Below are 21,700 nucleotides of genomic sequence, written 5' to 3'. Positions count from 1 at the left end.
ACGTCATACCCCCGACCACCACTCGATCAGGAGAACCCGATGAGCACCATCGCCCCCGAGGTCGTGGACCACGTCGCCGATGTCGCGCGCGCCGCCCGTCGCGCGGCCCGGCAGCTCGCCTTGCTGACGCGGGCCGAGAAGGACGCCGCCCTGCTCGCCCTCGCCGACGCGCTGGACGCCGGTGCGCAGCAGGTCGTCGACGCCAACGCCGAGGATCTCGAGCGCGGTCGGTCCGGCGGCTTGCCGACCAACCTGCTGGACCGCCTCACCCTGGACGAGGACCGGGTGCACGCCGTCGCCGACGCGCTGCGCCAGGTCGCCGCGCTGCCCGACCCCGTCGGGGAGGTCGTCCGCGGCTCGACGCTGGCCAACGGCCTCCAGATCCGCCAGGTCCGCGTGCCGATGGGCGTGGTGGGGATGATCTACGAAGCACGTCCCAACGTCACCGTGGACGCCGCCGGACTCGGGCTCAAGAGCGGCAACGCCGTCATCCTGCGGGGCGGCTCAGCAGCCGCATCGACCAACGCTGCCCTCGTCTCGATCCTGCGGGCCGGGCTGGAGGAGCAGGGGATCGACCCGTATGCCGTCAACCTGCTCTCCGAGGGTGGTCGCGACGCCGCGCGCGCCCTCATGACCGCCCGCGGGCTGGTCGACCTCGTCATCCCCCGCGGCGGCGCCAGCCTCATCCAGACCGTGGTCACCGAGTCCACCGTCCCGGTGATCGAGACCGGGATCGGCAACTGCCACGTCTACGTCGACGCCAGCGCCGACCCGGACATGGCCGTCTCGATCGTCACCAACTCCAAGACCCACCGGACCTCGGTGTGCAACGCCGCGGAGTCGCTGCTCGTCCACCGGGACGCCGCCGAGCGGGTGCTCCCCGGGATCATGGCCGAGCTCGCCGCGGCCGGGGTGACCGTCCACGGTGACGAGCAGATGCGTCGGTATGCCGAGTCCGCCGGAGCGGCGTACGAGCCGGTGACCGAGGAGGACGACGACACTGAGTTCCTCTCCCTCGATATCTCGGCCCGCGTCGTCGACGACCTCGACGCCGCCATCGCCCACATCCAGGAGCACACCAGCGGCCACACCGAGGCCATCGTCACGGCGGACCGGGCCGGCGCCCGGCGGTTCACCACCGAGATCGACGCGGCGGCGGTACTCGTCAACGCCTCGACCCGGTTCACCGACGGGGGCGAGTTCGGCTTCGGCGCCGAGATCGGCATCTCCACCCAGAAGCTGCACGCCCGGGGCCCGATGGCCCTGCCCGAGCTGACGACGACCAAGTGGGTCGTGGAGGGCGACGGGCAGGTCCGCTGACCGGCAGGAGAGGGCGCGGCGGCAGGTAGAGTGTCCACCATGTCGCCCGCGCAGAGCCTGCACCTCATCGCCGCCGCCGAGGAAGGCGGCCACCACGTCGTCAACGAGCTGCCCTTCCCGCCGATCATGTTCGGCGTCTTCGGGATGATCACCTTCCTCCTGCTGCTGGGCTTCCTGTGGGCCTTCCGCAACACGCTGGCCCTGGACCCGCACGGGGTGGCCGACGCACACCACGACCCCGACCTCGGTCGAAGCCAGCACTGATGCGTCTGGGAGTGATGGGTGGGACCTTCGACCCCATCCACCACGGCCACCTCGTGGCCGCGAGCGAGGCCGCCCACCTGCTGGGGCTCGACCAGGTCGTCTTCGTCCCGACCGGCCAGCCCTACCGCAAGGACGCCAGCGAGGTCACCGATGCCGAGCACCGCTACCTCATGACCGTCATCGCGACCGCCTCCAACCCCAGCTTCACCGTCAGCCGTGTCGACGTCGACCGCGAGGGTCCGACCTACACCCTGGACACCCTGCGCGACCTGCGCGCCGAACGGCCGCAGGACGAGCTCTTCTTCATCACCGGCGCCGACGCGCTGGCCCAGATCCTGTCGTGGAAGGGTGTCGACCAGCTGTGGGAGCTGGCCCACTTCGTGGGCGTCACCCGGCCGGGCCACGTCCTCACCGACGCCGGGCTCCCCGACGACAAGGTCACGCTCCTGGAGGTGCCGGCCATGGCGATCAGCTCGACCGGCTGCCGTGAGCGGACCGCCCAGGGCGAGCCGGTCTGGTACCTCGTGCCGGACGGCGTCGTCCAGTACATCGGCAAGTACGACCTCTACCGGAAGGACCGCTGAGTGGCAGCCACCCAACGCGCGATCGAGCTGGCCCAGGCCGCGGCGGCCGCGGCCCAGGACAAGCTCGCCCAGGACGTCGTCGGTCTCGACGTGTCGGGGCAGCTGGCGCTGACCGACGTCTTCGTCATCGCCTCGGCGCCCAACGAACGCCAGGTCGGCGCGGTCGTCGACGCGGTGGAGGAGCGACTGCAGCAGCTCGGCTCCAAGCCGCTGCGGCGCGAGGGCCAGCACGAAGGACGCTGGGTGCTGCTCGACTTCAGCGACATCGTCGTCCACGTCATGCACTCCGAGGACCGCCAGTTCTACGACCTCGAGAGGCTCTGGAAGGACTGCCCGCACGTCCTGCCCGCTCAGGCGGCGCAGAGCGGGACCGCAGCCGCGGACGAGGCCTGAGCCGCCTCATGCGGCGGGTCATCGTCTGGCGGCACGGGGAGACCGCGCACAACGCCGGGGGAGTCTTCCAGGGGCAGCTGGACACCGAGCTGTCCGAGCGCGGCCGTGAGCAGGCGCGGCGGGCGGCACAGGTCCTCGCGCGTCGGGGTGCCGGACGGCTCGTCGCGTCCGACCTCACCCGGGCGATGCAGACCGCCGAGGAGCTGGCTGGGCTCACCGGACTCCGGATCGAGCCCGACGAGCGGCTGCGCGAGATCCACGTCGGGCGCTGGCAGGGCCTGACCCATGGCGAGGTCACCGCGCGCTACCCCGAGGCCCAGCGGGCCCTCGAGCGCGGTGAGGACGTCGTCCGTGGCGAGACGGGAGAGCGGGTCGCCGACGTCGCCGCCCGCACCCGGGCCGCCTTCGCGGAGGTCGTCGCGGGTCTGCCCGAACACGGCATCGCGGTCCTCGCGACCCACGGGCTCGCGACCCGGGCGCTCGTCTGCGCCGTCGTTGGACTGGACTTCCAGCAGGCCTCCCAGGGCCTCGTCGGACTGCGCAACTGCCACTGGGCCGACCTCGTCGAGCACCCCTCCGGGTGGCGCCTGGAGTCCTGGAACGCCGGTGCCCCGGACGGGGGTGGGCCGAGCACCATCGCCCACCCCGTGCCCTGACGGGGGATTTGGCGATTGCCGAACGCGCTGGGTAAAGTAGTCCAGTCCTCACGGGGAGACCCGGGGCTGTGGCGCAGTTGGTAGCGCACCTCCATGGCATGGAGGGGGTCAGGGGTTCGAATCCCCTCAGCTCCACCGGATCCGGGCCGGGCACCATCAGGTGCCCGGCCCTTTTCGCTGTCCGAGGAGGTATGCCGTGTCCGGCGGGGATCGCGCAGGTGCCGCCGGGCCCGTCTTCCGGCTGCGGGACATCGCCGTGCCCGCCTTCGCCCCGAGCGTCGTCAACGCCGTCGGTCTGGGGGCGATCACCCCGGTCCTCGCGTTGCTCGCCCGGGACCTCGGGGCGAGCGTGGGGCAGGCGGCCTTCATGGTGGCGCTGCTCGGGGTGGGGAGCCTCGCCGGTGCCCTGCCCGCGGGCGCGCTCGTCGCCCGGATCGGGGAGCGGCGGGCGATGGTGCTCGCCGGGGTGGCGGACGCCCTCGCCCTCGTGGTCGTCGCCCTCGCGCCCTCGCTTCTCGTCCTCGGTGCCGGGATCGTCGCCAGCGGCATGTCGTGGGCGGTCTTCCTCCTGGCCCGTCAGGGCTTCCTCATCGTCGTGGCACCGGTGCACCTGCGGGCGAGGGCGATGTCCACGCTCGGCGGCTCGCACCGGATCGGCGGGTTCTTCGGTCCGGTTCTCGGTGGCGTCCTGCTGGCCGCGACGGGGGAGCTGCGCTCGGTCTTCTGGCTGGCCGCCGCCATGGCCCTGCTCTCGGCCCTCGTGGTCCAGCTGGCTCCCGACCTGACGGCCGAGCACGAGCGCGCGGCGCGGGTCGGCGGCGTCCGGCCGCCACGGGTGCTGGCGGTGCTGCGCCGTCACCGGCGGACGCTGGTCTCGGTCGGCAGCGCGGTCGTGGTCATCTCCGGGGCCCGCTCGCTGCGGATGGTCCTGCTGCCGTTGTGGGCCGACCACATCGGCGTCTCCGCCGCGACGACCTCGCTGGTGTTCGGGGCTGCGGCGCTGGTCGAGATCTGCCTGTTCTACCCCGCCGGGTGGACGATGGACCGGGCCGGACGCACGGTGGTGGCGGTGCCCGTCGTGGTCCTCATCGGGCTGGGGGTACTCCTGCTGCCACTCAGCACCGACGTCATCGGCTTCACCGCCCTCGCCCTGCTCATGGCGGTCGGCAACGGCCTGGGGTCGGGCATCGTCATGACGCTGGGTGCCGACACGGCACCTCAGGAGGGCCGGGCACAGTTCCTCGGCGGCTACCGGCTCGCCGGCGACGTGGGTGGGCTGGGCGGCCCGCTGCTCGTCTCCGGGCTGACGTTGCTCGTGCCCCTCGCGGCCGCGTGCGTCGCGGTGGGCTCGCTGTGCCTGATCGGCAGTGGCTGGGTGGCCCACCGGGTGGGCAGGATCGAGCGCGGCCGGCGATCGAGGGCGGCTCAGAGCCCGGGGTAGTGCCGGCGCACCTGCGCCACGACCCGCTCGAAGATCTCCTGGTCCAGCTCGGCGCCTGTCCGTCGCACGGCGTCACGGTCGAGGCGGAGCAGCCGGTTGACGCGAGCCTCGGAGGGGCGGCCGCGGGAGTCCCACCCGCCGCTGCCGATGTCGGTCCAGAAGCGGCCGGCCGCGGCCTCCTGCTCGGCGTCGCGGTCGTGGTCCTGGCTCGTCAGCTGGAGGGCGAGCAGCTGGGCGCCGTCCCGCCCGATGACCAGGACGGGGCGGTCCTTCCCCTGGCTGGCGTCCTCCTCGTAGGGAACCCAGGCCCACACCACCTCGCCGGGGTCCGCACGGTCGTCGGCGACCGGGGCATACCCCAGGCGGGCGCCCGCACCGGTCGGCGGCGGTGCGGGAGAGGGGGCGGGGGACGCCGCCCGCCGCCCCCTCTCCGCCGAGCGTTGCGCCAGCCGCATGCCGTGCAGCAGGATCCGGCCGATCTGTCGGGCTCTCATCGTGGTGGGTCTCCCAGGGTCGTGGCGATCCGTTGCAGCTCGGGGACGATCTCGTGGGCGCGCTCCCGGGTCATCCGCTCGGTCGGCCCGCTCACCGACATGGCGACCTCGAGCCCGGCGACGGGCACCGGCACGGCCACGCACCGCACGCCGAGCTCCTGCTCCTCGTCGTCGAGCGCGAAACCTCGGTCGCGCACCCGGCCGAGCTCGGTGGTGAGCGCCCCGAGACTGGTGAGGGTATGCGGCGTCCGCGGCTCGAGCGGCGACCTCCCCAGCACGTCGGGCCAGGTGCCGGGGGGCAGGGCGGCGAGGGCGACCTTGCCGACCGCGGTCGAGTGCAGCGGGACCCGGCGGCCCACCTCGGCGAAGATCCTCAGCGTGTGGGGCGAGGGTGCCTGGGCGACGTAGACCATCACCTGGCCCTCCAGCACGGCGAGGTTCGCCGTCTCCCCGGTGGCCACCACGGCGGCGCGCAGGGCCGGTGCGGCGGAGGCCCCCAAAGTGCGGTAGGACGCGTCGCCCACCCGCATCGCGGCGGGACCGACGGCATACCTGCGGTCCGACTCCTGGCGCACCCACCCGCGGGCGAGCAGCCCGGAGACGAGCCGGTGCGCGGTGCCGGGGGCCAGGCCCACCCCGCGGGCGATCTCGGTCACCCCGAGGGGTACGCCGGCGGTGGCGAGGAGCTCGAGGATGTCGAGGGCGCGGTCGACCGACTGCACGCCGCGGGGGGGCTCCTCGCTCCGGCTCATGGCAGCGACACTACCGGTCGGGTGCGGCCCGCCGACGGACCTCGGGCGATGGCGGATCCCTGGCCCACCGGCTAGAGTCCCTGGTGAGGGGCCTTTCCCACCGCTGCGACGTCGTGCCCCTCGAGAAAGGTGTCGACGTGGACAACTTGGCCGTGCTCAGCCTGTTGGCGATCTCGCCGATCGTGGTCGTGGGGGTGCTGCTCGCCGGATTCCGTTGGCCGGCGAAGTACGCCATGCCCGTGGGCTACGTCATCACCGTCGTCATCGCGGTCGCCGTGTGGCAGATGCGCCCTACCGCAGTGGTCGCCGCCACGCTCGAGGGCCTCATCATCGCGGTGACGCTGCTCTACATCGTCTTCGGTGCCCTGCTCCTGCTCGCCACCGTCATCTCCAGCGGTGCCATGGCCACCATCCGTTCCGGCTTCACCGCGATCTCCCCCGACCGGCGGGTCCAGGCCATCATCATCGGCTGGCTGTTCGGCTCCTTCATCGAGGGCGCCTCCGGCTTCGGGACCCCCGCCGCCGTCGTGGCGCCGCTGCTGCTGGCGCTGGGCTTCCCCGCCATGGCGGCGGTCATGGTCGGGCTGATCATCCAGTCGACGCCGGTCTCCTTCGGCGCCGTCGGCACCCCGATCATCGTCGGGGTGGGCACCGGTCTGCAGGGCGGCGCCGGAGTGGAGGAGCGCGCCACCGAGCTCGGGCTGGGTTATGACGGGCTCATCGCCGAGATCGGCTTCCAGGTGGCGGCGATCCACGCGATCGCCGGACTGCTCATCCCGCTGCTCATCGCGGTCTTCCTCACCGGGTTCTTCGGGGAGCGCCGCAGCTTCGCCCAGGGCCTGCGGGTCTGGCCCTTCGCCCTCTATGCCTCCCTGGCGATGACCGTGCCCTATGTCCTCGTGGCGCGCTTCGCCGGGCCCGAGTTCCCCTCCCTGCTCGGTGGGCTGGCCGGGCTCGCCCTGGTGATGTTCACCTCCTCGCGCGGCTTCCTCATGCCCAAGGACACCTTCGACTTCGGGCCGCGGGCCAGCTGGCAGGAGCGCTGGATGGGCACCGTCGACACCGACCACCTCGGCGACCTCGACACGCGCCGGATGGGCCTGGTGCGGGCCTGGGCTCCCTACGTCCTCATCGCGGTGCTGCTGCTCGCGACGCGGCTCATCGAGCCGCTCACCGCGGCGTTGCGCTCGGAGAACCCTGCGGTGACGCTGCCCTTCGAGAACATCCTGGGCACGGGCATCTCCACGACGTGGCAGTGGCTGTACAGCCCGGGGACGGTCTTCATCCTCACCTGCCTCATCACCTACGGGCTGCACCGCATGAGCAGGGAGCAGATCCGCACGACGTGGGCCGTGGCCGGCAAGCAGATCCTCGGCACCGGGGTGGCGCTGCTCTTCGCGGTACCCCTGGTCCGCCTGCTCATCCGTTCCGGTGCCGAGTTCACCGACTCCGGGCTCGCCTCGATGCCGGTGACGCTGGCCGAGGGAGCGGCTGCGGTGGCCGGCTCCAACTGGCCGCTGGTCGCTCCGTGGATCGGCGCACTGGGGGCCTTCGTCGCCGGGTCCAACACGGTGAGCAACCTGACCTTCTCGCTCTTCCAGTTCGCCACCGGCGAGGAGATCGGGGTGGCTCCGGAGAGCGTCGTGGCGGCCCAGGCCCTCGGCGGGGCGGGCGGCAACCCGGTCGCGATCCACAACATCATCGCCGCCTCGGCCACGGTCGGCCTGCTCGGTCGTGAGGGCGACCTCATCCGCAAGACCGCGCTGATCACCGCCTACTACTGCCTGGCCGCTGGCGCGATCAGCTATCTGTGGATCTACGGCATCGGCTTCAACCTCGGCCTGCTGCAGCTCGTCCTGCTCGTGGCGCTGCTCGTCGGGCTCACCGTCTACGTCCACCGCCGCGAGCGTTCGCTCGCGGGTACCGGGGTCGGCTGAGCCTCAGCCGCGGGCAGCGACGTCCCGGTGAGGGACGCGTCGAGGACCACCGCGGTGTGCACGAAAGGCAGCGGGCGGCCGCCGCGCTCCAGCGCCTGGCTGATCTGCATGAGGCAGCCTGGGTTGGCCGTCACGAGCAGGTCGGCGCCGGTGCGCAGGATGGAGGCGGCCTTGCGGTCGCCGAGCTCGGTGGCCGGCTCGGGGTTGAGGATGTTGTAGACCCCGGCCGATCCGCAGCAGATCTCCCCGTCCGGGATCTCCACCAGCTCCACCCCGGGTATGCCGCCCAGCAGCTCGCGGGGAGCGCTGACGATGCCCTGGGCGTGCCGCAGGTGGCAGGCGTCGTGGTAGGCGATGGTCACCTCCCCCTCCGACACCGGGTGCCGTGCGGCCACCGGCCCCAGCTCGACGAGGAACTCGGCCAGGTCCCGGACGCGACCGCTGAAGGCGCGGGCCCGCTCGGCGTAGGCGGGGTCGTCGGCCAGGAGGTGGACGTACTCCTTCATCGTGGAGCCGCACCCGGCGGAGTTGACGACGACCGTCTCGACCCCGGCGTCCTCGAAGGTGTCGATGAGGCGGCGGGCGAAGGCCATCCCCTCCTCCTCGCGACCGGTGTGGACCGAGAGGGCGCCGCAGCAGCCCTGGCGCGCGGGGGCGATGACGTCGCAGCCCTCGGCGGCCAGCACGCGGGCCGTGGCGGCGTTGACGTCACCGAAGAACTCCCGTTGCACGCACCCGGTGAGCATCCCGACGACGGCGCGCCGGGTGCCCTGCGCGGGCGTCCGCTCGGGCACCTCGACGCGAGGGCCGAGCGGTGGCGCCAGCGACTGCATCACCTCCAGCTCGGGGCTGACCCGACCGACGAGCCCCGTGCGGCCCACCAGGGCGAGGGCGCCCGTGCGCTGCGCCAGCCGCAGCGGGCCCCGGAGCATCCGCAGCCGGGAGGGGTAGGGGAAGAGGGAGAAGATCAGCGAGCGCAGCGCGCGGTCGCGCCGGGGCCGGGTGACGCGCCGCTCGACCTGGGCGCGGGTCGACTCCAGGATGCGGTCGTACTTCACCCCCGAGGGGCAGCTCGTCACACAGGCCATGCAGCCCAGGCACGCGTCGAGGTGGCCGACCGTCGCGGCAGTCAGGGGGGCTCCCTCGCTGGCGGCGCGTATCTGGTCGATGCGACCACGTGGGCTGTCCATCTCCTCGCCCCACAGCTGGTAGGTGGGGCAGGTGGTGAGGCAGAAGCCGCAGTGCACGCAGTCGTCGAGCAGGTCCGGGTCCGGCGGGCGCAGCGCGTCGAAGGCAGGGTCGGCCACCACCTCGGACTCGGTCGAGCGCACCCGGGGCATCCCGAGCAGCGTGCGTCGCGACTCTGGCTCGGTCATCACAGTCCTCCCACGAAGCGGCCCGGCGCGAGGATCCGTCCGGGGTCGAACTGGTCCTTCACGGCCCGCATGAGCCCGAGTCCGGGCACCGGGCCCCAGGTCGAGTCCGGGTCGAGGCCGGACTTCACCTCCGGCGGGGCGTCCAGCACGACGGTGGAGCCGCCGAGCCCGGAGGTGGCGGCGCGCAGCCGGTGGATGCGGTCCGCGGCACCGTCGGCAGGCAGGGCGACGTGCAGCACGCCGACTCCTGCGGACCCGGTGGCCGTGCCCTCCACCTCCTCGACGGCTGCGACGAGCTGGGGTATGCCGCTCAACCGCGCGGTGGCCTTGACCAGCACCGGGCGCGAGCCCGGGGGCGGCGGGGTGCCGGCCCGCTGGCCCGGGTGCAGCAGCACACCCCACCAGGGCGGAGGAGCGTCGTGCACCTCGGCGGGGCAGTCGAGGTCGGCCAGGCTCTCGCGCAGGGCCTCGGCGCGGGCGCTCACCCCGGCCTCGGTGCCCGACAGCATCGTCACGACGGCCGGCCGCACGCCGGGGCGGACCCGGACCTCGACGGCGTGCGGCGCGAGCTGGCTGTGGACGACCTCGTGGAGGACCGTCCCCAGCGCCCGGGGGTCGACGGACGCGCCGATCCAGCGGGTCTCCGCCGGGAGCGGATGGAGGCGGACGGTCACCTCGGTGATGACGGCGAGGGTGCCGTAGGAGCCGGTGAGCAGCTTGGCCAGGTCGTAGCCGGCGACGTTCTTGACGACCTTGCCGCCGGCCTTGGCGATGGTGCCGTCACCCAGCACCAGCCGCACCCCGATGACGAGGTCGCGCAGAGGGCCCGCCCACAGCCGTCGGGGACCGCAGAGGTTGGTGGCGACGGCACCACCCAGCGTGGACCCCGCGCCCTCGACGCCGTGCCCCGCGGCGAGGTCGTCGACGACGAGCTGGTGGCCGCCCTCGGCGAGCACCTCCTGGAGGCGGGCCAACGGCATACCGGCGCCGGCGGTGGCGATGAGGTCGCCCCGGGAGTGCTCGACCAGCCCGTCCATCGCCCCCGTCTCCAGGACGACGTCGACCCGCTCGGGTGCACGGCCCCAGGCCATCTTGCTGCCGTGACCACGCACCACCACGGCGAGTCCGTGCGCTGAGCACACGCGCAGCAGCGCGGACGTCTCCTCCGCGGAGGCCGGGCGGGCCACCACCTGGGGGGACACGCCGTCGACCGAGTCCGCGGCCGTCGCCGGGCGGACCTCGCAGACGCCGCCGAGCAGCTGTTCCACCGACATCAGAAGACCTCCGCCTGCTCGAGGACGGGCTCGTCCGCCGCGTGCACGATCCGCGGGCGCTCCCCGCACATCCGAGGCGTGGGGTAGATCTTTCCCGGGTTGGCCAGCCCGGCCGGGTCGAAGGCGCAGCGCACGAGCTGCATCGTGTCGAGGTCGTCCGGCCCGAACATGCGCGGCATGTACCTCGCCTTGTCGGCGCCCACCCCGTGCTCCCCGGTGATCGACCCGCCGTGCTCGATGCACAGGTCGAGGATCATGCCGGAGACCTCCTCGGCACGCTCGGTCGCGCCCTCCTGAGCGGCGTCGAAGAGGACGAGAGGGTGCAGGTTGCCGTCGCCTGCGTGGAAGACGTTGGCCACCCTGACCCCGCGCTCGGCGCTGATCCGGCCCATCTCCCGCAGCACCTCGGGCAGCGAGGTCCGAGGGACGACGCCGTCCTGGACGATGTAGTCCGGCGAGATCCGCCCGACCGCGGCGAAGGCGGACTTGCGGCCCTTCCAGATCTCCGCGCGCTCCGCGGCGTCGGTCGCTGCCCGGAACTCGAAGGCTCCCTGGTCCCGGCAGATCTGCTCGACCCGCTCCAGCTCGTCGGCGACCTCGACCGCGGGGCCGTCCAGCTCGACGACGAGGACCGCGCCCGCGCCCTCGGGGTAGCCGCAGGAGACGGCAGCCTCGGCGGCCTCGATGGCCAGGGCGTCCATGATCTCGATGGCCGCGGGCACGATCCCCGCGGCGATGATCGCGCTGGTGGCCGCGCCGGCGTCGTCGGTGCTGCCGAAGCCGGCGAGACAGGTGTGCACGTCCTGCGGCAGCCGGGTCAGGCGCAGCGTGGCGCGGGTGGCGATGCCGAGCGTGCCCTCGCTGCCCACGAAGGCCCCCAGCAGGTCGTAACCGGGGGCGTCGGGCGCCTCGGTGCCCAGGGTGATCTGCTCACCATCGGGGGTGACGACGTCGAGGGAGAGCACGTGCCCGGCGGTGAAGCCGTACTTGAGGCAGTGCGCGCCGCCGGAGTTCTCCGCGACGTTGCCGCCGATCGAGCAGATCTGCTGGCTGCTGGGGTCGGGGGCGAAGTAGTAGCCCAGCGGGTTGGCGGCCTTGCTCACCGCCAGGTTGATGACGCCGGGGTCGGCGACGGCGCGCTGGTCCTCCGGGCGCACCTCGTGCAGCGTCCGCAGCCGACTGGTGACGATGAGCACGCCGTCGGCGTGGGGGAGGGCACCCCCAGAGAGGCCGGTGCCCGAGCCGCGGGCGACGAAGGGCACCCCGTGCCGGGCGCAGGCCCGCACGACCTGGGCGACCTGCTCGGCGCTCTCCACGAGGACGACCAGCGCGGGCCGGACGCGGTAGGCCGCGAGCCCGTCACAGGCATACGTCTCCCGCTGCGCCGGGTCGGTGATGAGGGTGTGACCGGGCAGCTGCCCGCGCAGGTCCCGATCGAGACCTCGGATCGCGGCCTGTCCGTCCGTCTGCGTCATCGCGTGTCTCCTTCTCGGCCGAGCCTCGCTGACTCGCCACCCTAGGTCACGTCCGGGGGACCGGCTCAGGGCATCGTCTCGTAGGCGGGAACGGTGAGGAAGTCGGCGAAGTCCTCGGCGACGGCCACCTGCAGGAAGAGCTCGGTGGCCTCGGCGTAGTCGGCCTCGTCGCCGGGCAGGCCGGGGAGGACCTCCTCGGTCAGCCGCTGCACCAACTCCCGCGTGACCTGCTCACCGGTGTCGGCCAGGGTCACCCCCTGGTGCAGCCACTGCCAGACCTGGCTGCGGCTGATCTCCGCGGTCGCGGCGTCCTCCATGAGGTTGTTGATGCCGACCGCGCCGCGGCCGGTGAGCCACACCGCGAGGTACTGGATCGCGACCTCGATGTTGGCCCGCAGGCCCTGCTCGGTCACCTCACCCGGGGTGGAGGCGACGTCGAGCAGGTCCGCGGCGTCGACCTGCACGTCGTCCCGCTGACGGTCCAGCTGGTTCGGTCGGTCGCCCAAGACACCGTCGAAGACCTCCAGGCACGTCGGGACCATCCCGGGGTGGGCCACCCAGGAGCCGTCGAAGCCGTCGTCGGCCTCCCGCTGCTTGTCGGAGGTGACCTTGTCGTAGGCCGCGGCGTTGACCTCCTCGTCCTTGGAGGGGATGAAGGCGGCCATCCCGCCGATGGCGTGGGCGCCGCGGCGGTGGCAGGTGCTGACGAGCAGCTCGGTGTAGGCGCGCATCATCGGCGCGGTCATCGTCACCGCGTTGCGGTCCGGCAGGACGTAGTCGGCGCCGCGGGTGCGGTAGGTCTTGATGACGCTGAAGAGGTAGTCCCAGCGGCCGGCGTTGAGGCCGGCGCTGTGGTCGCGCAGCTCGTAGAGGATCTCCTCCATCTGGAACGCGGCGGGGAAGGTCTCGATGAGGCAGGTGGCGCGGATCGTGCCCTGGGGTATGCCGAGGGCGTCCTGGGCGAGCACGAAGGCGTCGTTCCACAGCCGGGCCTCGAGGTGGTGCTCCATCTTGGGCAGGTAGAGGTAGGGACCCTTGCCGGCGTCGAGCTGGGGCTGGGCGCTCGCGCAGAGGAAGAGCGCGACGTCCACGAGGCCGCCGGCCACCCGCTGCCCGTCGACGGTGATGTGCTTCTCGTCGAGGTGCCACCCGCGGGGGCGCATGACGATCGTCGGCAGCTGCGCCTGGTCGGTCGTGGCGAGGGCATACTCCTTGCCCTCGGGGGAGGTGAAGGAGATCGTGCCGAGGATCGCGTCGCGCAGGTTGATCTGACCCTCGACGACGTTCTCCCACAACGGGGTGTTGGCGTCCTCCTGGTCGGCGAGCCACACCCGCGCACCCGAGTTCATCGCGTTGATCGTCATCTTGCGGTCGGTGGGTCCGGTCATCTCCACGCGGCGGTCCTCGAGCCCCGGAGCCGGGTCGGCGACCCGCCAGGAGGGGTCGGACCGGACCGCCTCGGTCTCCGGCAGGAACCCGAGGTCCTCGCCCGCGCTGACGCGAGCGACCACCTCGGCGCGGGCGGCCAGCCGCTCCTGACGACGCGGCTCGAGCTCGCGGTGCAGGGCGGCGACGAGCTCCAGGGCGCGCCGGCTGAGGATCTCCTCGTAGCCGGGCCGCAGCGGCGCGTCGACCTCGACGCCGTCGGGCAGGTCCAGGGTGGGTGAGGTGGTCATCGCGCCTCCGCATCATTCCGTATGCCGGAATCTTGAGTTCACTGGATGAAATGCAGCGTAGCGTCCGGAGTGGGATCCGTCCACCAGTGTGGGAGGTGTCGCCGCCGATGGCGGGGACCGCGGGCGGTGGCTACGCTGGGCCGCGTGACTGGGCACGAGATTCTCATCAGCGCCGAGGACCGCCCGACGCGGGAGGAACTGCTGGGTCTCTACGACGCCGTGGGATGGTCGGGCTACACCACCGACCCGGACACCCTGGAGACCGCCGTCGAGGGGTCCTCGAGGGTGGTCACCGCCCGCTACGGCGGCGAGCTGCTCGGCCTGGCCCGGGTCATCTCCGACGGCGCCACCATCGCCTACCTCCAGGACGTGCTCGTACGCCCGGAGCTGCAGCGCGAGGGGGTGGGGCGGGCCCTGGTGTCCGCGGCGCTCGAGCCCTTCGAGCAGTGTCGGCAGAAGGTCCTGCTCACCGACGACGAGCCTCGTCAGCGCGCCTTCTACGAGTCCTTGGGGTGGACCGAGATCCGGGAGCACCAGGACGGTCGACTGAGGGCCTTCGTGCAGCTGAGCTAGGGCCTGCGTGACCTAGGTCACAGATCCGTGGCGTCGCCAGGTTCGAATCCTGGGCATGACGACGACACCGATCCAGCGGGGCCACCGCGCAGCCGGAGCGGCCTCCGGGCTGCTCGCCGGCGCGGCCGGTGTGCTCGCCGGGGAGGGCGTCTCCCGACTCGTGGACGTGACCGGTCCGGTGGTCGCCGTCGGCAACCGCGCCGTGGACCTCACCCCCCGCCCGCTCAAGGAGTGGGCGATCGCGACCTTCGGCTCCGCCGACAAGGCCGTCCTCGTGGGCGGCGTGCTCGTCACCCTGCTCGTGGCGGTCCTCGTCCTGGGGTGGGTGGGGGCCCGCCGCCGCGGTGTAGCCCTCCTCGGCATGACCGCGCTCGTCGGACTCGCCGCGCTCGCGATGGTGCTCGACCCGGCGCAGGGTGGGGGAGCCCCGGCCCTCGTGGCCGCCGTGCTCACCATGCTCGTCGTCGGCGTCGGAGGCCTGGCCTGGCTGCTCTCGGCGCTGCCGGTGCGCGTCGGGCGGGCCCAGGGCCTGGACCGTCGGCGCTTCCTGCTCGCGACGTCGAGCGTGGTCGCCCTGGGGGCAGCGGGCGCGGCGGCCCGCACCGTGGGTGGGCCGTCCGGCTCCACCAGCCTGGACCTCCCGACCGCCGCGACGCCGGCTGACCCGATCCCGGAGGGCGTGAGCTTCGACATCGACGGTCTCACCCCGCACGTGACCCCGACACCGGACTTCTACCGCGTCGACACGGCGCTGCAGGTGCCGTCGGTCGACGCAGCCTCGCACGTGCTGCGGATCACCGGGATGGTGGACCGTCCCCTCGAGCTGACGATGCAGGATCTGCTCTCCCGCGACCTGGTCGAGCGCCGGATCACCCTGACCTGCGTGAGCAACGAGGTCGGTGGCGACCTCCTCGGCAACGCGACCTGGCTCGGCATACCCGTCCGCGAGCTGCTGGCCGAGGCGGGCGTGCAGGCCGGTGCCGACGCCGTGCGCTCGGTGAGCGTCGACGGCTACACCGCCGGCACCCCGCTCGAGGTCCTCACCGACGACCGCGAGGCACTCCTCGCCGTGGGGATGAACGGCGTCCCGCTCCCGGCCGAGCACGGCCACCCCCTGCGCATGGTCACCCCCGGTCTCTACGGCTACGTGTCGGCGACCAAGTGGCTGACCGAGCTCGAGGTCACCCGGTTCGCCGACTTCACCGCCTACTGGACCGACCGCGGGTATGCCGCGAAGGCCCCGATCAAGCTCTCCTCCCGGATCGACGTGCCCGGCTCCTTCGCCCAGCTCGAGGCGGGCGAGGTCACCGTGGCCGGTGTCGCCTGGGCGCAGACCGTGGGCATCGAGCGCGTGCAGGTGCGCGCTGACGAGGGGGAGTGGCAGGACGCCGAGCTCGGCGCCGAAGACTCCGACCAGACCTGGCGCGCGTGGCGCTGGCGCTGGTCGGCCGAGCCGGGATCACACCGGCTCGAGGTCCGCGCGACCGATCGCGCGGGCACCGTCCAGACCTCCCGGCGGGAGCCCATCGCTCCTGACGGGTCCACCGGATGGCACAACGTGACCGTCTCGGTCTCGTGAGCGATCCGACCCCATCAGAAAGGAATGCATGATGCGTATCTCCAAGGGAATGCTTGCCGTCTCGATGGCCTCCATGTTCGCCCTGACCGCCTGTGGCGGCGAGGACATGGCCGCCGAGGACACCAACGCCGCCGCCGAGGACACCGCCTCGGAGGAGATGGAGTCCGAGGAGGACATGGCCGATGAGGACATGGAGACCGAGGAGGACATGGCGGGCGACGAGATGGACCCCGCCGCCAACCTCGTCGGTGCGGGCTGCGCGGACTACGCGGAGGCCGTGCCGGACGGCGCCGGCTCGGTCGAGGGCATGGCCCAGGACCCGGTCGCCGTGGCCGCCAGCAACAACCCGCTGCTCACCCAGCTGACCGCCGCCGTCTCGGGCGAGGTCAACCCGGACGTCGACCTTGTCGACACCCTCAACGGCGACGAGTTCACCGTCTTCGCGCCGGTCGACGAGGCCTTCGAGGCCATCGACCAGGAGACGATGGCCACCCTCGCCGAGGACGGCGAGCTGCTCAGCTCGATCCTCACCTACCACGTCGTGCCCGGTCAGCTGACCCCCGACGAGGTCGTGGGCGAGCAGACCACGGCGCAGGGCGAGACCCTCGAGGTCTCCGGCTCCGGCGACGAGCTCATGGTCAACGACGCCTCGGTCATCTGCGGCGGAGTCCAGACCGCCAACGCCACCGTCTACCTCATCGACGGGGTGCTGATGCCGCAGGGCTGACCCGCTGCCGCCGCCCGGACCGAGACACCGGTCGGCGGATGAGATGGACCTGCCCGCGTCCCCACCTCGGGGACGTGGGCAGGTCTGTGCCACACGGGCCGCCGTGACGCCCATACCGCCCTGTCGTGGGAGACTGGGGCCGACGACCACCGCCCACCGCCCATCACGATGTCCGTCTACGAGGTGCCCGCCCTGTCTCCGCTCGCCCGTCCCGACTCGGTGCCCCAACCGGCCTCGACCCCGCCCGAGGTCATCCGCAACTTCTGCATCATCGCCCACATCGACCACGGCAAGTCGACCCTGGCCGACCGGATGTTGCAGGTCACCGGCGTGGTGGAGGAGCGCGCCATGCGCGCGCAATACCTCGACCGCATGGACATCGAGCGCGAGCGCGGCATCACCATCAAGAGCCAGGCCGTGCGGATGCCGTGGAGCTCGGACACCCGCACCTACATCCTCAACATGATCGACACCCCGGGCCACGTCGACTTCACCTACGAGGTGAGCCGCAGCCTCGCGGCCTGCGAGGGCGCCGTGCTGCTCGTCGACGCCGCGCAGGGCATCGAGGCCCAGACGCTGGCCAACCTCTACCTCGCGATGGAGAACGACCTCGCCATCATCCCGGTGCTCAACAAGATCGACCTGCCCTCGGCGCAGCCGGAGAAGTATGCCGAGGAGCTCGCCGGGCTCATCGGGTGCGACCCGGGCGACGTCATGCGGGTGTCGGGCAAGACCGGCGAGGGCGTGCCCGAGCTGCTGGACCGCATCGTGGCCGAGCTGCCGCCGCCGGTGGGCGACGCGGACGCCCCGGCGCGCGCCATGATCTTCGACTCCGTCTACGACACCTACCGCGGCGTCGTCACCTACGTCCGGGTCATCGACGGCAGCCTCTCCCCGCGTGAGCGCATCGCGATGATGTCGACCAAGGCGACCCACGAGCTCCTCGAGATCGGGGCCATCAGCCCCGAGCCGGCGCCGACCAAGGGGCTCGGCGTCGGGGAGGTGGGCTACCTCATCACCGGGGTGAAGGACGTCCGGCAGTCCAAGGTCGGAGACACGGTGACGGGGGAGCGGCGCCAGGCCACCCAGGCGCTCGGTGGCTACAAGGACCCCCGGCCTATGGTGTTCTCCGGGCTCTACCCCATCGACGGTTCGGACTACCCGATCCTGCGCGACGCGCTGGACAAGCTCAAGCTCAACGACGCCGCGCTGGTCTACGAGCCGGAGACCTCCGGAGCCCTGGGCTTCGGCTTCCGGGTCGGCTTCCTCGGGATGCTGCACCTGGAGATCGTGCGGGAGCGGCTGGAGCGGGAGTTCAACCTCGACCTCATCTCCACCCTGCCCAACGTGTCCTACGAGGTGCGCCTCGACGACGGCACCGAGATCGAGGTGACCAACCCGAGCGAGTTCCCGGGCGGCAAGATCGCCGCCATCACCGAGCCAGTGGTGCGCGGGACGATCCTGGCGCCGAGCGAGTTCATCGGCGCGATCATGGAGCTGTGCCAGACCCGCCGCGGCACGCTGCTCGGGATGGACTACCTCTCCCCGGAGCGGGTGGAGCTGCGCTACACCCTGCCGCTCGCCGAGATCGTCTTCGACTTCTTCGACGCGTTGAAGTCCAAGACGCGGGGGTATGCCTCGCTCGACTACGAGCCCTCCGGCACCCAGGAGGCCGACCTGGTCAAGGTCGACATCCTCCTCCAGGGCGACACCGTCGACGCCTTCAGCGCCATCGTGCACCGCGACAAGGCCTACGCCTACGGCGTGCAGATGGCCGGCAAGCTCAAGGAGCTCATCCCGCGCCAGCAGTTCGAGGTGCCGGTGCAGGCCGCGATCGGCGCGCGCGTCATCGCCCGCGAGACGATCCGCGCCATCCGCAAGGACGTCCTGGCCAAGTGCTACGGCGGTGACATCAGCCGCAAGCGCAAGCTGCTGGAGAAGCAGAAGGAGGGCAAGAAGCGGATGAAGATGGTCGGCTCCGTCGAGGTGCCGCAGGAGGCCTTCATCGCTGCGCTCTCCCAGGACGGGAGCGGTGCCGAGATCGTCAAGAGCAAGAAGTGAGCGCCTCCGCCGAGGACCGGCCGCAGGAGAGGCCGGCCCCGCAGCCGGAGGGGGCGGCACCCTCCCCGCCCGCACCGCCGGCCGGGCACCAGGCCCTGGGGCACCCTGCGGTGGGGCCACGCCCGCTCGCGCGGACCCGCTCCTTCACCCGTCGTGGTGGCCGGATGCTCAAGGCCTCCCACCAGGACGCGTGGGACCGGTATGCCGACGGGCTCGTCCTGGACGTCCCGCGTCCGCACGGGGCGGACGGCTCGACGGCGGTGGACCCGGGTCACCGGCTCGACCCCGAGCGGATCTTCGGTCGGAGTGCGCCCCTCGTGGTTGAGATCGGCTCCGGCTCCGGCGATGCCCTCGTGCACGCCGCCACCGAGCGGCCGGACTGGGACTTCCTGGCCCTTGAGGTCTGGCGCCCGGGCATCGGGCACGCGATGGCCAAGATGGGCCAGGAACCGCTGCTCAACGTCCGCTTCCTCGAGGCCGATGCCGCGCTGGCCCTGCAGACCCTGCTGCCGCCGGGCGCGATCCACGAGGTGTGGACCTTCTTCCCCGACCCGTGGCCCAAGAACAAGCACCACAAGCGCCGCCTCGTCACGGCCGACTTCGCCTCGACCGTCGCCGACCTGGTGCCGACCGGTGGTCTGTGGCGCCTCGCGACCGACTGGGCCGACTACGCCCATCACGTGCGGGAGGTGCTGGACTCGCACCCTTCCTGGGAGCTCGCCTCCACCGAGCGCGCCCCGCTGCGCCCCATGACCCGCTTCGAGCGGCGTGGCATCGAGGCGGGCCGGGACATCGCCGACCTCGCCTACCGCCGCGTCTGAGCAGGCGCGAGCCCGCCGCGGGTCGCGTGGACCCGTGGGGACACGGCATACCCATCTGGGGAGAGCCGGACCGGGCCGCTCGGCGCCCCTCAGTCGCCCGCGGAGTCCCGGGCGCGCTTGACCAGTCGCGGGTCGGGCCGCAGGACGACGTCGTGGTCCTTGCCCTCGTACTCGAACTGTGACAGGAAGTGGCGCATCGCGTTGATCCGGGCACGCTTCTTGTCGTTGCTCTTGATCGTCACCCACGGAGCCCAGTCGGTGTCGGTGCGGCGGAACATCTCCTCCTTGGCCGCGGTGTAGGCCTCCCACCGGTCCAGGCTCTCGAGGTCCATCGGCGAGAGCTTCCACTGGCGCACCGGGTCGAGCTGGCGGATCGCGAAGCGCGTGCGCTGCTCGGTCTGGGTCACCGAGAACCAGAACTTCGTGATCGAGACCCCCGCGTCGACGAGCATCTGCTCGAAGAGCGGCGCCTGGATCATGAACCGTTCGTACTCCGCCTCGGAGGAGAAGCCCATGACCCGCTCGACACCGGCGCGGTTGTACCACGACCGGTCGAAGAGCACCATCTCTCCCGAGCTGGGCAGATGCTGGATGTAGCGCTGGAAGTACCACTGACCGGCCTCGACCTCGGTGGGCTTGTTGAGCGCCACGACGCGCGCGCCACGGGGGTTGAGGTGCTCGGTGAACCGCTTGATCGACCCGCCCTTGCCCGCGGCGTCCCGCCCCTCGAAGACGAGCACGTGCCGGCTGCCGTTGTCCTTGGCCCAGTACTGGAACTTCAGCAGCTCCACCTGCAGCAGCCACTTCTCGACCTCGTAGTAGTCACGGGTCATCCGCTCGCTGTAGGGGTAGTCCTCCCGCCACGTGTCGACCGCGCTGCCGTCGGGCGTGATGAGATCGGGATCGGAGCCCTGGTCGTCGCGGACCGTGTAGCCCTGGTCCCGCAGACTGTCGATGTATTCACGAAGCCGCTGCTGCACGCCTCCGACCCTAGCGCGCCGCGGTCACCTCGACGGACGCCCGGCGGTTCGGTGCGGGTGGGTGACGGTGGGAGACTGGAGGGTATGCCGTCGACGTTTCCCCCGGGTGAGCCCGCGCCCGCGGACGGCTCGCTCCCGGCCTCCGCGCTGGAGGGGCTGGGGCGGCGCCCCTTCTCCGTCTACCTCCACGTCCCGTTCTGCCGGGTCCGGTGCGGATACTGCGACTTCAACACCTACACGCTGCCTGAGCTCGAGGGGTCGGCGGCGCCGCAGGGGTACCTCGAGTCCGCCCACGCCGAGATCGCGCTCGCGGCCCGTGTCCTGGGGGAGCACGACCCCGCCCCGGTCTCGACGATCTTCGTCGGCGGCGGGACGCCGACGATGCTGCCCGCAGCGGCGCTGGGCTCGCTCGTCGCCGACGTCGTGGCGCGCTGGGGGCTGCGGGCCGGTGCCGAGATCACGACGGAGGCCAACCCGGACACCATCACCCCGCAGGTCGCCGAGGAGCTCGCCGCGTCCGGGTTCACGCGCGTCAGCCTCGGGATGCAGTCCGCGGTGCCCCACGTGCTGCGGACCCTCGACCGCACCCATGAGCGGGCGGGTGTCGCCGCGGCGGTCGAGACCGTCCGGGCCGCCGGGATGCAGGTGAGCCTGGACCTCATCTACGGCACGCCGGGGGAGTCGCTCGCGGACTGGCGGGCGAGCCTGGAGGCCGCGGTGGCGCTGGAGCCCGACCACGTGTCCGCATACGCCCTCGTCGTGGAGCCGGGGACGCGGCTGCACGGACAGGTGCGCCGCGGCGAGGTCGAGGCACCCGAGGATGACGACGAGGCGGACAAGTACGAGCTCGCCGACGAGCTGCTCGCCGCCGCCGGCTACGCGTGGTACGAGATCTCCAACTGGGCCCGGAGCCCGCAGCAGCGGTGCGAGCACAACCTGGCCTACTGGCGTGGGTCCGACTGGTGGGGGATCGGGCCCGGCGCACATAGCCACGTCGGCGGGGTGCGGTGGTGGAACGTCAAGCACCCCCGGGCCTACGACGACCGGCTCGGCCAGGGTCTGAGCCCGGCGCACGCCCGCGAGGTGCTCGCGCCGGAGGAGAGGTATGACGAGCGGGTCTTGCTGGGCGTCCGGCTGGCCGACGGACTCGCGGTCGAGGAGCTCGGGCCCGCCGGCCGGGTCGCGGTGGCGGGCCTGGTCGCCGACGGCCTGCTCGAGGGGCGGGCGGCGGTCGGGGGTCGCGCGGTGCTCACCCTGCGCGGGCGCCTCCTGGCCGACACGGTCGTCCACCGGCTGCTGGGCTGAGGCCCGGTCAGC

At 72.3% G+C, this 21,700-nt stretch carries 20 protein-coding genes and 1 tRNA gene; 14 read left to right on the top strand and 7 right to left on the bottom strand.

The genetic code is table 11. The annotated features are described in order from the left end of the window. Positions 1-39: 39 nt before the first annotated feature. From FA582_RS09505 to FA582_RS09475, 7 genes are all read left to right on the top strand, one after another. Positions 40-1,320, top strand: coding sequence for a glutamate-5-semialdehyde dehydrogenase (locus tag FA582_RS09505; RefSeq protein WP_010147605.1), 1,281 nt, complete (start codon positions 40-42; stop codon positions 1,318-1,320). Between the two features lie 39 nt (positions 1,321-1,359). Continuing rightward, positions 1,360-1,584 carry a hypothetical protein gene (locus tag FA582_RS09500; RefSeq protein ID WP_010147604.1) on the top strand — a complete coding sequence of 75 codons (225 nt, stop codon included), beginning with the start codon at positions 1,360-1,362 and terminating at the stop codon, positions 1,582-1,584. A gap of 14 nt (positions 1,585-1,598) precedes the next feature. Next, positions 1,599-2,168: a nicotinate-nucleotide adenylyltransferase gene (gene nadD, locus FA582_RS09495; RefSeq protein ID WP_010147603.1), complete on the top strand. Its 570-nt coding sequence runs from the start codon at positions 1,599-1,601 to the stop codon at positions 2,166-2,168. Beyond that, a complete protein-coding gene (rsfS, locus tag FA582_RS09490) occupies positions 2,169-2,561 on the top strand; it encodes a ribosome silencing factor (protein WP_010147602.1) in 393 nt (130 codons plus the stop codon). A gap of 8 nt (positions 2,562-2,569) precedes the next feature. Then, positions 2,570-3,217: a histidine phosphatase family protein gene (locus FA582_RS09485; protein WP_010147601.1), complete on the top strand. Its 648-nt coding sequence runs from the start codon at positions 2,570-2,572 to the stop codon at positions 3,215-3,217. A 62-nt stretch (positions 3,218-3,279) separates the two neighbouring features. Beyond that, positions 3,280-3,352, top strand: a tRNA-Ala gene (locus FA582_RS09480). Positions 3,353-3,413: 61 nt separating this feature from the next. Beyond that, positions 3,414-4,658, top strand: a complete 1,245-nt coding sequence (locus tag FA582_RS09475) for an MFS transporter (RefSeq protein WP_010147600.1) — start codon at positions 3,414-3,416, stop codon at positions 4,656-4,658. Here the strand turns inward: FA582_RS09475 and FA582_RS09470 are convergent. Both FA582_RS09470 and FA582_RS09465 read right to left on the bottom strand, forming a co-directional pair. Then, entirely contained in the window at positions 4,643-5,152 is a 510-nt protein-coding gene (locus FA582_RS09470) for a type II toxin-antitoxin system PemK/MazF family toxin (RefSeq protein ID WP_010147599.1), read from the bottom strand. The two genes, FA582_RS09475 and FA582_RS09470, sit on opposite strands and share 16 nt — an antisense overlap. Further along, a complete protein-coding gene (locus FA582_RS09465) occupies positions 5,149-5,904 on the bottom strand; it encodes an IclR family transcriptional regulator (RefSeq protein WP_010147597.1) in 756 nt (251 codons plus the stop codon). Before FA582_RS09465 ends, FA582_RS09470 begins: the two co-directional genes overlap by 4 nt. A 137-nt stretch (positions 5,905-6,041) precedes the next feature. On the opposite strand from FA582_RS09465, the gene FA582_RS09460 reads away from it, so the two are divergent. Beyond that, positions 6,042-7,841 carry an L-lactate permease gene (locus tag FA582_RS09460; protein ID WP_147899798.1) on the top strand — a complete coding sequence of 600 codons (1,800 nt, stop codon included), beginning with the start codon at positions 6,042-6,044 and terminating at the stop codon, positions 7,839-7,841. Here FA582_RS09460 and FA582_RS09455 read toward each other — a convergent pair. The 4 genes from FA582_RS09455 to aceB all read right to left on the bottom strand — a co-directional run bounded on the left by FA582_RS09455 (position 7,793) and on the right by aceB (position 13,642). Then, positions 7,793-9,217: a (Fe-S)-binding protein gene (locus tag FA582_RS09455; protein ID WP_010147592.1), complete on the bottom strand. Its 1,425-nt coding sequence runs from the start codon at positions 9,215-9,217 to the stop codon at positions 7,793-7,795. The genes FA582_RS09460 and FA582_RS09455 overlap by 49 nt on opposite strands. Continuing rightward, positions 9,217-10,491: an FAD-binding oxidoreductase gene (locus FA582_RS09450; protein WP_147899797.1), complete on the bottom strand. Its 1,275-nt coding sequence runs from the start codon at positions 10,489-10,491 to the stop codon at positions 9,217-9,219. The genes FA582_RS09455 and FA582_RS09450 overlap by 1 nt, the downstream gene beginning before the upstream one ends. Next, complete coding sequence (locus tag FA582_RS09445) at positions 10,491-11,966, bottom strand: FAD-linked oxidase C-terminal domain-containing protein (RefSeq protein WP_010147590.1); 1,476 nt, start codon at positions 11,964-11,966, stop codon at positions 10,491-10,493. Before FA582_RS09445 ends, FA582_RS09450 begins: the two co-directional genes overlap by 1 nt. Positions 11,967-12,031: 65 nt before the next feature. Beyond that, on the bottom strand, positions 12,032-13,642 hold the full coding sequence (gene aceB, locus FA582_RS09440) for a malate synthase A (RefSeq protein WP_010147589.1): 1,611 nt from the start codon (positions 13,640-13,642) through the stop codon (positions 12,032-12,034). A gap of 144 nt (positions 13,643-13,786) precedes the next feature. Between aceB and FA582_RS09435 the strand changes: the two genes are divergently transcribed. The 5 genes from FA582_RS09435 to trmB all read left to right on the top strand — a co-directional run bounded on the left by FA582_RS09435 (position 13,787) and on the right by trmB (position 19,403). Then, positions 13,787-14,215 carry a GNAT family N-acetyltransferase gene (locus FA582_RS09435; protein ID WP_010147588.1) on the top strand — a complete coding sequence of 143 codons (429 nt, stop codon included), beginning with the start codon at positions 13,787-13,789 and terminating at the stop codon, positions 14,213-14,215. Positions 14,216-14,270: 55 nt separating this feature from the next. Beyond that, positions 14,271-15,794 carry a molybdopterin-dependent oxidoreductase gene (locus FA582_RS09430; RefSeq protein ID WP_010147586.1) on the top strand — a complete coding sequence of 508 codons (1,524 nt, stop codon included), beginning with the start codon at positions 14,271-14,273 and terminating at the stop codon, positions 15,792-15,794. A 31-nt stretch (positions 15,795-15,825) separates the two neighbouring features. Next, entirely contained in the window at positions 15,826-16,521 is a 696-nt protein-coding gene (locus FA582_RS09425; protein ID WP_193559810.1) for a fasciclin domain-containing protein, read from the top strand. Between the two features lie 168 nt (positions 16,522-16,689). Next, positions 16,690-18,582 carry a translation elongation factor 4 gene (gene lepA / locus FA582_RS09420; protein ID WP_051125141.1) on the top strand — a complete coding sequence of 631 codons (1,893 nt, stop codon included), beginning with the start codon at positions 16,690-16,692 and terminating at the stop codon, positions 18,580-18,582. Continuing rightward, positions 18,579-19,403: a tRNA (guanosine(46)-N7)-methyltransferase TrmB gene (gene trmB, locus FA582_RS09415; RefSeq protein ID WP_010147583.1), complete on the top strand. Its 825-nt coding sequence runs from the start codon at positions 18,579-18,581 to the stop codon at positions 19,401-19,403. Before lepA ends, trmB begins: the two co-directional genes overlap by 4 nt. An 89-nt stretch (positions 19,404-19,492) precedes the next feature. On the opposite strand, the gene ppk2 is transcribed toward trmB, so the two are convergent. After that, positions 19,493-20,383, bottom strand: a complete 891-nt coding sequence (gene ppk2, locus FA582_RS09410; protein ID WP_010147582.1) for a polyphosphate kinase 2 — start codon at positions 20,381-20,383, stop codon at positions 19,493-19,495. Positions 20,384-20,467: 84 nt separating this feature from the next. On the opposite strand from ppk2, the gene hemW reads away from it, so the two are divergent. Continuing rightward, on the top strand, positions 20,468-21,688 hold the full coding sequence (hemW, locus tag FA582_RS09405; RefSeq protein ID WP_010147581.1) for a radical SAM family heme chaperone HemW: 1,221 nt from the start codon (positions 20,468-20,470) through the stop codon (positions 21,686-21,688). The last annotated feature ends 12 nt before the right edge of the window (positions 21,689-21,700 follow it).

Source organism: Serinicoccus profundi, from assembly GCF_008001015.1.
GTDB classification, from domain to species: domain Bacteria; phylum Actinomycetota; class Actinomycetes; order Actinomycetales; family Dermatophilaceae; genus Ornithinicoccus; species Ornithinicoccus profundi.
Note: the sequence above shows the minus strand (reverse complement) of the source record. Positions and strands in the feature narration are given on the sequence as shown.

What these genes read in the sequence shown, in the direction of transcription:
- FA582_RS09505 (WP_010147605.1), top strand. Translation starts at nt 40, where the DNA reads ATGAGCACCATCGCCCCCGAGGTCGTGGACCACGTCGCCGATGTCGCG.
- FA582_RS09500 (WP_010147604.1), top strand. Translation starts at nt 1,360, where the DNA reads ATGTCGCCCGCGCAGAGCCTGCACCTCATCGCCGCCGCCGAGGAAGGC.
- nadD (WP_010147603.1), top strand. Translation starts at nt 1,599, where the DNA reads ATGGGTGGGACCTTCGACCCCATCCACCACGGCCACCTCGTGGCCGCG.
- FA582_RS09485 (WP_010147601.1), top strand. Translation starts at nt 2,570, where the DNA reads ATGCGGCGGGTCATCGTCTGGCGGCACGGGGAGACCGCGCACAACGCC.
- FA582_RS09470 (WP_010147599.1), bottom strand. Translation starts at nt 5,152, where the DNA reads ATGAGAGCCCGACAGATCGGCCGGATCCTGCTGCACGGCATGCGGCTG.
- FA582_RS09465 (WP_010147597.1), bottom strand. Translation starts at nt 5,904, where the DNA reads ATGAGCCGGAGCGAGGAGCCCCCCCGCGGCGTGCAGTCGGTCGACCGC.
- FA582_RS09455 (WP_010147592.1), bottom strand. Translation starts at nt 9,217, where the DNA reads ATGACCGAGCCAGAGTCGCGACGCACGCTGCTCGGGATGCCCCGGGTG.
- FA582_RS09450 (WP_147899797.1), bottom strand. Translation starts at nt 10,491, where the DNA reads ATGTCGGTGGAACAGCTGCTCGGCGGCGTCTGCGAGGTCCGCCCGGCG.
- FA582_RS09445 (WP_010147590.1), bottom strand. Translation starts at nt 11,966, where the DNA reads ATGACGCAGACGGACGGACAGGCCGCGATCCGAGGTCTCGATCGGGAC.
- aceB (WP_010147589.1), bottom strand. Translation starts at nt 13,642, where the DNA reads ATGACCACCTCACCCACCCTGGACCTGCCCGACGGCGTCGAGGTCGAC.
- FA582_RS09430 (WP_010147586.1), top strand. Translation starts at nt 14,271, where the DNA reads ATGACGACGACACCGATCCAGCGGGGCCACCGCGCAGCCGGAGCGGCC.
- FA582_RS09425 (WP_193559810.1), top strand. Translation starts at nt 15,826, where the DNA reads ATGCGTATCTCCAAGGGAATGCTTGCCGTCTCGATGGCCTCCATGTTC.
- lepA (WP_051125141.1), top strand. Translation starts at nt 16,690, where the DNA reads ATGTCCGTCTACGAGGTGCCCGCCCTGTCTCCGCTCGCCCGTCCCGAC.
- hemW (WP_010147581.1), top strand. Translation starts at nt 20,468, where the DNA reads ATGCCGTCGACGTTTCCCCCGGGTGAGCCCGCGCCCGCGGACGGCTCG.